The 12106-nt window shown below is 33.9% G+C and carries 11 protein-coding genes; 1 reads left to right on the top strand and 10 read right to left on the bottom strand.

What is annotated here, in order from left to right; genetic code table 11:
- Positions 1–9: 9 nt before the first annotated feature.
- The 4 genes from NQ558_RS05865 to NQ558_RS05850 all read right to left on the bottom strand — a co-directional run bounded on the left by NQ558_RS05865 (position 10) and on the right by NQ558_RS05850 (position 3261).
- Positions 10–894, bottom strand: a complete 885-nt coding sequence (locus NQ558_RS05865; protein ID WP_040445817.1) for a YitT family protein — start codon at positions 892–894, stop codon at positions 10–12.
- Positions 895–1218: 324 nt separating this feature from the next.
- Positions 1219–1428, bottom strand: coding sequence for a hypothetical protein (locus NQ558_RS05860; protein WP_005358694.1), 210 nt, complete (start codon positions 1426–1428; stop codon positions 1219–1221).
- Positions 1429–1542: 114 nt separating this feature from the next.
- Positions 1543–2403: an Abi family protein gene (locus NQ558_RS05855; RefSeq protein WP_005358698.1), complete on the bottom strand. Its 861-nt coding sequence runs from the start codon at positions 2401–2403 to the stop codon at positions 1543–1545.
- Between the two features lie 57 nt (positions 2404–2460).
- Entirely contained in the window at positions 2461–3261 is an 801-nt protein-coding gene (locus tag NQ558_RS05850; protein WP_040445821.1) for a glycoside hydrolase family 78 protein, read from the bottom strand.
- Positions 3262–3677: 416 nt separating this feature from the next.
- On the opposite strand from NQ558_RS05850, the gene NQ558_RS05845 reads away from it, so the two are divergent.
- Positions 3678–4016 (top strand): hypothetical protein, encoded by a 339-nt coding sequence (locus NQ558_RS05845; protein ID WP_040445823.1) that lies wholly within the window; start codon positions 3678–3680, stop codon positions 4014–4016.
- Positions 4017–4159: 143 nt separating this feature from the next.
- On the opposite strand, the gene NQ558_RS05840 is transcribed toward NQ558_RS05845, so the two are convergent.
- The 6 genes from NQ558_RS05840 to NQ558_RS05815 all read right to left on the bottom strand — a co-directional run bounded on the left by NQ558_RS05840 (position 4160) and on the right by NQ558_RS05815 (position 12103).
- Entirely contained in the window at positions 4160–4303 is a 144-nt protein-coding gene (locus tag NQ558_RS05840; RefSeq protein ID WP_005358704.1) for a hypothetical protein, read from the bottom strand.
- A 10-nt stretch (positions 4304–4313) separates the two neighbouring features.
- Positions 4314–5315, bottom strand: a complete 1002-nt coding sequence (locus NQ558_RS05835) for a hypothetical protein (protein ID WP_005358706.1) — start codon at positions 5313–5315, stop codon at positions 4314–4316.
- Positions 5316–5597: 282 nt separating this feature from the next.
- The gene (locus tag NQ558_RS05830) at positions 5598–6773 is read right to left on the bottom strand and encodes a hypothetical protein (RefSeq protein WP_040445825.1); all 1176 of its coding nucleotides are present in this window, start codon (positions 6771–6773) and stop codon (positions 5598–5600) included.
- A 232-nt stretch (positions 6774–7005) separates the two neighbouring features.
- Complete coding sequence (locus tag NQ558_RS05825; RefSeq protein ID WP_005358710.1) at positions 7006–8310, bottom strand: transglutaminase domain-containing protein; 1305 nt, start codon at positions 8308–8310, stop codon at positions 7006–7008.
- Positions 8311–8413: 103 nt separating this feature from the next.
- Positions 8414–10483 (bottom strand): tetratricopeptide repeat protein, encoded by a 2070-nt coding sequence (locus NQ558_RS05820; protein WP_005358713.1) that lies wholly within the window; start codon positions 10481–10483, stop codon positions 8414–8416.
- 384 nt (positions 10484–10867) lie between these two features.
- On the bottom strand, positions 10868–12103 hold the full coding sequence (locus NQ558_RS05815) for a glycoside hydrolase family 16 protein (RefSeq protein WP_005358714.1): 1236 nt from the start codon (positions 12101–12103) through the stop codon (positions 10868–10870).
- Positions 12104–12106: the final 3 nt, after the last annotated feature.

Below are 12106 nucleotides of genomic sequence, written 5' to 3'. Positions count from 1 at the left end.
ATTCTTTACTTAAATCTCAGTTTCGTACTGGTTCTTAAATCCTTCACCGAAAACTTCATTAGCTGTGCTAACAATCATAAATGCATCCGGATCAACTTCCTTCAACAGATTTCTAACCTTAACCAAAGTTGCTTTTCTCATAACGCACATAATAACCTCAGTTTCGTTATTCTTATAAGCACCAACTGCCTGAAGCATAGTCACCCCAAGATCAAGTTCCTGAAGCATTCTGTCTGCAATAATTTTACGCTTAGCACTTACAATATAAACCATAGTCTGCTGGTCGCCGTTGTACAACGCCTTATCCATAACCGCTGAAGTAATATAAATAGTAATTCCCGCATAAAGAGCAACCTCGATATTTCTAAACGCCACAGCAGACGCTGCAAGAATTACAAGGTCCAAAATAATATAAAGCTGACCTGTTTTAAGATGAGGTTTCTTCTGTCTGATAATTTTAATAATAACGTCAGTTCCGCCTGTTGTAGTTTCAAGTCTAAACAAAATACCAATGGCAATACCATGCAAAGCACCACCGATAACCGCTGCAAGCATAGGATCCATAGTAATGGCCTTAATGCCTGTAATACTTGGAATCAGGTCAATGACAATAGACGAAAAAACAACCGTATAAATAGTTGAAATAGTAAACTTCACGCCAAACTTCCAAACTCCAAGAAGAAGAATTGGAATATTAAAAATCAAAATAAGTGCACCGATTCCCGGCAAAAATGGAAAAATCTCCTTCAAAACAATGGCAATACCTGACACGCCTCCCGGTGCCAGCTGATTAGGATTAAGGAACCATGCCAACGCCATTGCATACATAATTGAAGCAATGGTAATCCCAATGTATTGCAAAATAAACTGTAAAACTGTTCTCTTCTTATCCACTTAATCTCCCTCAACTTTCGTTAAATATCATTATATTTTTAATTATGTTGTAAAAAAACAACCTAAATACTAATCAAAAATTCCATATTATTAGAGTTCCTAAATTTCCTATTTTTATGAAAATTCATTTTCTAGTAACAATAGCTGTAACTTACAAACAATATTTTCAAAAAATAATCTTTTTCAAAATAATTTCACAGAAAAACAAGGGCTGCCACCCTATAAGCATAGTGCGACAGCTCCTTAATTGTAGTGCTCAACTATTCAATTAACCAAGTAATGCAAAAATAAATACCTGATCAATCACAAAACCTCTTTCGGCTTCTATCTTTCAAAATCTTCATCGCCCGGAAGTTCTATAGTTGGAACACTACAGGCCATGGGGTTAACAGAACAATCTGCACAACCTCTTGTAACTTCCTTTGAATCCTTCTGATTTTCATCTATAACAACGTTAATATGTCCGTCGCCTTTCTTAACACTATTGTCAAGCATGGCAACAATATCATCTATCATCTTTTCCTTATCGTCCATAATGCTACCTCCTTATGATATCTATTCGTTTCAGATTATACCACGAATAAATCCAAAATAACACCACCTATTTAATTTGCAACTAATTTACACTGCCACTGCAAATTAGTCACATCATTTTATCAACCATTCATTCCAATTTTGTGGCAATCCTAGGTGCTCAAACTTAATATCGTCCTTATATCTATTAATTATATCCTCTAATCGCGGAACTAATTCAGTATTCCACTCATATTCATTAGGATACATATTTCTCAGCACAAGCAAATGTCCCCAAACCTTGGTATTCTCCCTTGGCAAAGCCTTCTCGGTAAAAACCGGATAATCCGCAAACTCCCAATCATAAAACCTGGAATAATGGGCACATCTGTTTCTAATAGTTGTCACACACTGAATCCAATTCTCCAGACAGGCTCCCGTAGTAGAATAAAGATTAGCAATAATATTCTTATCCTCATTGTACATATCCTTAAAAAACCTTGAAAGCATACCCATAGAAAAAAACTCAATAATAACCCACAAAGGATACTTGCCATCGTATTTATCATTATGATGTTTTACAACAGGTGAATCCTTATTCTCACGCAAAATGGTTCTAAGATGGTGTTGAAAATTTCTGCCATCGTGATACCTGCTGAAATTATTTGGATCAAGATATCCGTCCGGACCATACTTAGTACCGTGGTGATAGGAAATCTGTGTACGCAAAGCAAACTCAATCTCCTCAACCACCTCAAAAAGCCACGCTCTAAGCTTCTGGTCAAACATATACACATTTCTAATCTGGTCAAAAGTAGTTCCCTCAATGAACCTGCCCTTGCCCTCATATCTGAAAGACTCACAATAAGCAGAAAATCTATAATAATTAGTATGCTTCAAAAACTGCATACAATCATTCTTATCTTCAATAATAAGCCCTTTAGATTTTAAAATTCTAACCTGATCCTGATAACTTGCCGCCTGTTTAATCTTCATAAAATCGCCTCGCTTGCACAATATGTTGGTATAGTATATGGTGAACCTTGGTTTTTACTACTTCTTTATGAAAACACGTTTAACATTAGACCATTTACTCCAATTGTCATCCGCACCATTAACACGTACTCTCAAATAGTATGCCTTGCCTGACTTAAGCTTTTTAATTAAGTATGTATTATTCTTAACAACCTTAGTCTTAGCCTTTTTAAACTTCTTATTATTAGCATATTGAAGTTTGTATTTCTTTGCTCCATTAACTTTTTTAAACTTAATTAATACTGACTTCTTACTTGTTCCCTTAGCTTTCTTAACCTTAACTGAAGTAATCTTACTTGCCTTGATTTTTGTTGTACTAGTTTCCTGAGGAGTTGTTATCTGAACAGTTGATGTTTCTGCAACGCTAGTACTTTCTTTAGGTCCCTGACCTTCTGCCAAAGTTGTAAAATAATGTGACTGGCTAAACAATTGCATATTCAAATTCTTATCCGCTATTGTAACAATCTGGTACCAATATTCAGTATTAGGCTCCAGCTTTATTCCCATATCCTTATTGACATTGCATTCAATCTCAATCTTATTACCAGCTGCTGTATTAACTTTTTCAATGCTTTTCACTACAACATTGTTACTAATCTTACCTTTATATATAGTCCATTTAAATGCCTTAACATTTATTTCCTCTGCCTGTGCATTATAAAGAGTTGCGTGCAAAATTGCATTGTTATCGGTTATAACATTCTCACTTCCTGATAACATTAAATTAGGTGATTGCAATGCCATTACCTTAAAAGTTATACCTGAGCTCAATATCATCATTGTTAACATAATAATAAATTTAACTTTTGCTTTTTTCACCTTCATTCCTCCAATTTACTTATTTTTATAACACTTTGCTACATACTCTTTCATAATTTGATTCAAAAATATTTTGCATAAAAATTCCATTACTGTACCATCTAAAACTTCTATTTGCTTTCACTACTTTTAAGAATACTTCTATTACATTTTCTCCTTTCCTCTTATTTTTTGACTTTCTTTTTTCATTAACAAACTATTCCCTATTTTTTTCATTATAGCAAACACTTTTCACTGTTTTAATTACATAATCATTTCAGTTTCGTACTCAAAATGAACTTCTAAAAACTGTAAATCTATTAAGCTTTTATATCTATTTTCTCTCGTTCCCTCAACATAATTCCCGTTTAAATTCCGCTCAATCTTGGTGTTTTCATTATATCAGACTTTACACAAAATTAATACTTTTTTCGTCTTTGTATTACAATTTTATCTATATTTTAAAGAAAAAGGAGAATACAAATGAACACATTACAAAACACAATTTAAGATTACTTAAACCATTGCCAATTCCAAAAACTGCAACATACGGTTACTACTGTGAAGGAAAAATGTATAAAGCTGGAGCATCCGTTAAACTTGAAGGAAATATGGCATTTACATCTGTAAATAAACTTGATTTAGAAATAACAAACGGCGTATCTATTAGATTGGTAACTGTTGAAACAGGTTTAAGATATAAATCTACTATTGTATTTGATAACAATGAAGCTATTAATTCTAACGCAATAAAGGAAGGAATTTTAATAACATAATAACAACAAGCACAGGTCAGGCAGTGTTCGGCGATGACGGTTGGTCAGAAGATATTATGTTAAATGGATTAAATCAGTAATAATTAGAAATTTATATAAAAAATCCCAGACGATTTTCGTCTGGGATTTTTGTATTTACAATATTATTGTTCATCAAAATCATAAAAATCTGACCATACTGAAGGATCTAAACTATTATCTGATAAACCTGTACCACTTGCTGTTATTATATCAACAGCGTTAATTTCAACTATGTCTATTACTGGACTTAAATAATTCTTTTTCATATCTATCTCCTTATTTACCTGCAAACTTATTAATAAGTGCCTGAGCCTTTTCATCATAGTTACCAATAAAACCATTATCTATAATATAGTTAGCTACACCTGATATTGACTTGTATCCAACTACATCAGATTCTAATGTTTCAGCATCAGCATTTACATAGTTAATAGTAACATAAGCTTTAGCAACGAATTTTCTTGTATAATCAACGATGTTTACAACAGAACCGCAATATGTTCCTTCTTCATCGTTAAACCATTTTTTACCATCTTCAGGTTTATTCTCTACTTTTAAAACTTTGCCATTGAATCTATTTTCAGTGTAAATATCATTTGTAGTAATTAAGAATCCTTCTGTGATAGCATCAGAATTAAGAGCAGTTTTATTATCGGTAGTTATTGTTGCTTTAAATCTTAAACCACTAGGATCTGCAAATCTAATACCAACACCTTTTGTAGCTTCGATTGACAATGTGTTAATTGATGTAAATTCCATATTTTCTGTAACTGTTATAGTTGTTCCAGATTTATAGATAACGTTATTATTTACGTCAAAATAACCATGTTCAGCAGAACCGAATGTATAATTATTTTCACCTTCTTCAACTGTTGTTGCTTTATTATCAACTGTTACTGTATATTCATTTTTCTTTTCAGGTCCAACAACTTTTAATATAAATGTAAGTGCTGTACCACCTGTAAGTGTAATCATATGATACTGTGTTTCACCGGCAGGTGCATCTAATAATGTTGAATCCACATAAATACAGTCCTTACCAATATATACTTTTGTGCTTCTAGCATCCTTTGCATTAATGTATTCAACACCATCAATTATAACGGTATCTGTGCCTCCGCGAACTACACCAAATACATCTTTTGCTTTTATAATTTCTGTAAGATTCCAGTTAGGCATCTTTCCAGCTTCATAGCATCCATCCAAACTACCATTTGTAGATGTTGTTACTGATGAATCTTTATATACTTTAGAACCATTTGCTGTTGTTCCATTCATCTTTTTCCATTCTGTAACTGTTGAAGGATCGATTGTATCCTGTGTTGCTTCAGCAGTTGCATCTACACCTAAAGGTTCAGCAACTTTAATACCAAAAGTAATATACGTTCCATCGCTTAAAACAAGAGTAATAACATTTATTCCTGCATTTAAATATTCTGTTGAAATTTCAGTACAGTCACCCTGACAGTTAAGTGCATTTGATGGATTTGCATATTCATTTCCATTAATCCATGCACTTGTTACATTTCTCTGCTGGAATGTAAATGAAGCTGCATCATCTTAAAGAATACAAGCTGTACGTTCTCCATGGTAAGCTGCCTTACTATGTGGTGCATAAATACCATACCATACTCCTGTGCTTAATGTATTATCTGAATTGATTGAGTATGTATTGTCAACAGTTCCTGCTTTTGTTGAAAGTGTTGTCCATAAAGAATTGCTAAAATCTGCTTTTGTATGTTCTGCAGGAGCTTTTGATGTTGTAGAATATACAACTGTTTTTGTATTGTTAGTAATTGTAATTTCATTTCCAGCTTCATCAAATGCTTTTATAGTAATGTTATGTTCAACATTTTCAACAAGATCACTCATAACATATTCTTTTACATTTGCATCTAATTCAGCGATTTCATCATCGCCATCATAAACTTTATATTTAGAAACGTTTGTAATTTCTGTCCATGTAAGTGTTGCAACATTACCATTGTATGAAACTGCCAAACTCATATTTGTGTTTGCCTGATATGCTGTTGTTGTGTTGTTTGTAATTGCGATCTCTTCGCCATTTTCATCAATAGCTTTTACTACGAGATTGTATGTAACGCCCTGTTTAATAGCAACGTCAGTCCATTTGTCTGTGCCATTATTAGCGGTCTTCATTAATTCATTTGTGTCTGCATTGTATACTTCATATTTTTCTGCTCCACCAATGATAGACCAACCCAAATATGCCTTACCCGTTTCGTAACGCTCAACTTTTAAGTTTAAGTCTGTGTTTGTAAGTTTCTCTGTTGTTACGGCATTTGAAGTACCAGTTGCTACTACATTTCCCTCAGCATCTAAATACTGAACTGTAATAACAAATGTACCACCCTCTAAAACTTTAATCGAATTATCATTCGATTTTGTAACAGATGATATCTCTGTTCTTTTTTCTGTTGGATTTACCGCTGTCCAGCACCATCCATTTGCTGCTTTTGCCCAATTAGCACTGTCTAACTTAATATTGTCGTCTGCATAATTAATAAAATATGCAAGTGATGCAAATTCAACGTCAGGCTGTGACCAACTTGCGTTAATCATATTATTTACTACGGAAGCTGTAACCTCTACTCCCACTGGAGTAGCTGAGTCTGCATCATCCGCTTTTGCTGTTTTCGTATTGTATACAGTAATTGAAGTCAAAATCATTGCAAGCGATAATACAATAGATAGTACTTTTTTCATTCTTTTCATATTTCTTCTTATCTCCCTTCCCTTTTGAATATAATTACGATTTATCTTAGAAAGCCCGAATAAATGTACTAATGACAGTTTAGCACCTTTTTTGTGCATTTTCAAACATTATAAGGGTGAAATTGTTTTTATTTTGTGCATTTTCACAAGTGTTTGAAATGTTTTTATTGATTTTCGTTTTTATGTAAAAAAAGAGGACTTCCTTATTATTTCTTAGTCCTCTTTATTGTTTTTATTTTTTCAATTTTATTTTTTTTGTCTTTGACCAGTCTGTACTAACCTGTCCTTCTGAGCTTTTTCTGTACGCTTTATAGCGTATATAGTAGGTTTTTCCCTTTTTTAGTTTCTTAATTTTGTAAGTCGTTTTCTTTGTTTTGATTGTTCTTACTTTCTTCTTAAATTTCTTATTTGTTGAGTATTGTATCTTGTACCCTGTGGCATTTTCTATCTTTTTTAACTTTATTTTGTTTTTTGAAATGTTTTTTATCTTTGTTTTTTGATTTTCAAAAAAACTGTTTTTAGTTTTCTCAGATTGTTCATTTTGTAAATCTGATACGTAATCTGATGCCGCCATTGGATAATTTCTATAAAAATCTGAATTTTTGTATTGGTCATCTCTTGTATGATCTTTGAAATTGTCGCCCTTTAAGAAGTATCTATATCTGATTCCTGCCTGTGAAAGTTGTGAATCCCATGTTGCATCCAGATTATAATAATAATCTCCAAGCTTTACTATATTCCAACCGTGACGCACTGTTTTGTCTTTTCCATACCCGGGGATTACTCTTACAGATATTCCAAGTTGTTTCAATATTCTATAGATAAGTTGGGCATATCCCTGACAAACCGCTTCTCCATTATATAATGCTGAATATGCTGTAAAAACTATTTCATCGTCAAGACTTTGAGCATATGTAACATGTTTGCATACATAATCGTAAACTGCTTTTACCTTCTCATAATCTGTCGTTTCTGATGTAAAACCTAGCTCTTCTATGATTTGATTCACTTTATCATCTACCAGGCTTCTCTGTTCCAATGTTGTAAAATATTTTATCTTTATAAGAAACTGATACAAATAGTATCCGTTGCTCTTCTGAGCCCTATAAGAAACATCTCTGCTACTAATATCCCAAAACATATAGTCTCCCTCAATAGGGTTGTCTGTTACACTTGCTGCCTTATCTTCTATATCGTAGTAAATTTGGTCTGCTGCAGAACTCTTTGACTTTACCAAAACATAAAGCGTGCTTTGGTGCGCCAACATAGCCTTTTTCAATGTGGTTGCTGCCTGATTTATTGTTCCATAATTGGCTCTCGGAAGACTTATCGATTCAAGTTTTTTGTTCTCGATTTTTACTGTTCCGGTTCTTATATCAGCTTTTTGACTGCTTATAAGCTTTTCTATTTTATTTTCTGTAATCTGACTTTGACTACTTTTTTCTATATTATAAATTTGGTCAGCCTTTACACTAGTTATATTTACGGGAGTCACCAGCATTGCCAATGCCATAATTATTGATATTATTTTTTTCATATATAACCTCTTAAATCTTTCCGATAAAAACGTTTAGGGACTACATATAGTTCAAAGGCAGAATTAATGTACTGTTGTACTTTTTAATTCTGCCAATTTGTTATTATTTCTTTTTGTATTTTGTCTTGTATGTTACACCTTCGTACTTAAGCTCTCTTAACATCTTCTTTCCTTCAAGAAGTGTGTATGTTAATTTCTGATTGTGATTATTCTTAAGCTTGAAGTGAATCATATATTTTCCAACTTCAATCTGTGTTATATGGTTCTTGCTACTGATTTCCACATTATAACCTAATGACTTGTTGTTCATGTCCTTAATTTTGATGCATGGTTCACCCTTATACAACACTTCTGAGAAAGTGATGTAGTAAGTTGTTTTCTCACCATTTACAGTTCCTCTATGCTTCCAAGTTCCTAACCATAGTGACACTTTCTTATGGAATGAGTTCATTGAGTCATAAAGTGTTTTTGCTTTTGCGTAGTTACCTTTAATCTGATTCAAAAGATTCAAGCTTTCCTGAATCTTTCCTGCCTCGCCAAGTTTAACTGCCTGATTATAAACACTTTCGCTTAAGTTTGCTGACTTTGAAAGTTTTTCTACTTTTGAGTAAACTTCCATTCCCTCTTTAATTGAGCCTTTGTCAATTAACTGTTTTGCGTAGGCATAGCCATATTCCGCATACTGTGTCTGGAAAGTCTTGTTGTCCTTTGCATATACGTTCTTGATTGTCTGCCATGCTGTGCTGTAATCTGCCTTAATATATGAAACCTGGGCCATTCCTGCACTTGCCTTATTAATTAAATTAAAATCAGATGCTGCCTGGGCACTTGATGTAAATAACTGCTGTGCCTTGTCGTAATCTTTCTTGTCTAATGCATCTGTTGCTGCGTAATAATCAAGGAAAGCACCTGCCTGCTTGCCATATTCTGAGCTCTTGTCAGCATCGTTACTCTTCTTAAAATAGTCTGAAGCCTTGTCTTCATCGTTTTCATTAAGTGCCTGTAAACCAATGTTGTAATATGCTTCTGCCAAGAACCCCTTGCTCTTTCTAAATCCTCCAAGGTCCTTAAACTCTGTTACTGCCTGTGTGTACTTCTGGTTCTTAAGCAATTTTTCTGCATTCTTATATTTCTTGTTTGGAATAAAGAACGCTACTGTGACTATGGCTACAATTGCAATAATTACACCAACTGCTACCAAAGCTGTCATATATTTCTTCTTTACATCTTTCTGTCTGTTAGCACGTATGTTTTCGCTTGCCTGTTTTCTTTCTTCATTCTTTACGGCAATATCGTATTTCTTATGTGCTGTCTTTATTAATTCCTTGCTATTCTTGTACCACGCAATTCGTTTAAGAATTTCAATTCCATTTCCAATGCTTGCAGAATCGTCTTTCTGTACTTCTTCCATTCCTGAGACGTAGTTGTCTTCGTAGTCTTTAGTCTTTGCCTGTGCAAAAACTTCTACATCTTCCATCTCTCCTGCGCTTTCAAGTACAGCGTCTTTCTTAGTCCAAACTGAACCGTCTACAAAAACTACCCTGTCTATCTTTATGATAAACTTGACTGCATTCTCATTCTTTATTGTAATCTTTGCAGCCTTGCCTTTTGATGCAAGGTATTCCTGTCCCATTGCAAGATAGCTGTGGTTAATCTGTTCAACATTGCCTTCACCGTCATCTGCATAGATTGTAATGTAGAGATCTCTTATCTCCTTCTCTTCATAGATATTTGTAAATGTAAGTGAAAGTCTGTTAATGTTACTTACCTGGTCTCTCTCAAGAGTTCCTTTTTCAAACAAAACAGGGCTTCCGTATGTCCAAAGATTTGGCTCTAACTTGGCAATAACCTTGTATCTGCCATTTTCTTTTTCTTCCGGTTCAGATTCTTCACTCTTTGAATCTTTCTTTTTTGCAGTTTGCTTCTGCTCTGAATCTTCCTGTGTTGCAACCTCTTTTGTTGACTCTGCTGTTTCTTTCTGTTCAGCAGTTTCTACAATTTTTTCTGCTTCTGCACTTTCCTGCTCTACTGTAGTTTCTTCTTTATTTATTTCTAATTCTTTATTGTTTGCTTCTTCTGCTACAGTATTTTCATTACTCTGTACGCTTTCTTCAGCGATTTTTTCTTTGTTGTTTTTTTCTTCCATTGTTATCTCCCAAATTATATTTTTCATTTCGTTTTGATATACAATTTCACAAATTCCATTTTAACATATTTTTAGAAAAAAGAACACCCATTAATAAATGGATAAAAAAGGATATTCTGTGAATTTCCTGTAAACTGAGTTTCTCTTTAGTGAATCACCACAACTTTTATATTTTGTTGTGGTGTTTAATCACTAATCTTTTCATAACCACACGACTAGCTACTTTTCAACTCACAACAAACCTTCTGCACCGTTCACAACTTTCTCCCACAACGCACAAAAGCATACTTCGGAGGTATTTTACCCCAAAGTATGCTTTTTTAGATTCTCTTTCGTTTCCGATAGTGTTTCACTAATCAGAAACATCTCTCATTCCACTATTTGTTCAATTATTTTTGTTATTGCTATTTTTTATTTTTTGATTTTTACTTTTTTAACTTTTGACCATGCGCCGTATTTCTTTGAACCGTTTACTACTTTGTAAGCTCTTGCCTTAACCCAATAGGTTTCTTTTTTGTCAAGCTTCTTAATTGTAACTTTTGTCTTCTTAATGTTCTTAACACTGTAGCCCTGGAATTTCTTGTTATCGCAGTAACGAATCTGGTAGCCTTTTGCACCACTTACTTTAGCAAGTTTAATCTGCATTTTTCTCTTCTTTACATTTTTAAGAGTTTTGATTTTTGCTCTTGCAGGTGCTGTGACAATTGTTGTGTTCTTGTCGTAGTCTTTTTTGTTAACTTCATTTTTTTTGTCCTGTTCGAGTTCTTCTGCTGTTTTTGGTACGTAGTATCTTACATAGTCAACTTCCATTGTAGCACTCCAATCACTGTTTGTTGGAGGGTTGCCCTGTGCTAAGTTTCCGCCACATGCCACATTAAACAAAAGATAGTAATCATCATTTAATACACTACGCTGTCCTGCATAATTTCCTGTTGTTAAATCTGCTGTTGAATATGTTTCTGCGAAATCAGTTATTCTTACAAACTTATTTGTCCATGTTCCGTATGATGTTAAAAGCTTACCATCTATGTAGAATGCACATATGCTTCCATCTCTGTAACATCCATATGTATGCCATTCTGTCTTATTACGTATATTACGGTTAGTGTAAACATACTGATCTGCTCCATTCCATTTTGGATAATGGATTGTGCTCTGGATATCTGATCTTGTGTTGAAAGCTTCCATAATATCAATCTCACCACATGCAGGCCAAGTCTTTCCGTTAGTTCCAAGCATCCAGAATGCTGGCCAAATTCCCTGTGATGAAGGAATCTTTATTCTTGCTTCAACATATCCATATCCAATGTTAACCTTTCCTGCACTTTTGATTCTTCCAGATGTCCAATTGTAACTACCAACTTTTTCTGTCTGGGCTTTAATCTTCATTGTTCCATCTGATACAGATATGTTGTTTGCTTTATAGTATTCTTTCTCATTGTTTCCCCAGCCCCAGTTTCCATTTCCAATCTCCGGAGTCCAATGGTCACTGTTAAGTTCTGTTCCATTAAATTCATCACTCCAGTTAACTTTCATCTTTGAAATATCAATATTCTGTGCTGGTTCTGCTGCTTTAACTGTAGTTCCTGCAAAACCAATACCTAATGTAGCTGTAGCTACCACTGCAAAAGCTAATACCTTTCTCATACA

This window comes from Eubacterium ventriosum, assembly GCF_025150745.1.
Lineage (GTDB): Bacteria > Bacillota > Clostridia > Lachnospirales > Lachnospiraceae > Eubacterium_G > Eubacterium_G ventriosum.
The sequence above is the reverse complement of the archived record's forward strand: the minus strand, read 5'-3'. Positions and strand labels throughout refer to the sequence as shown.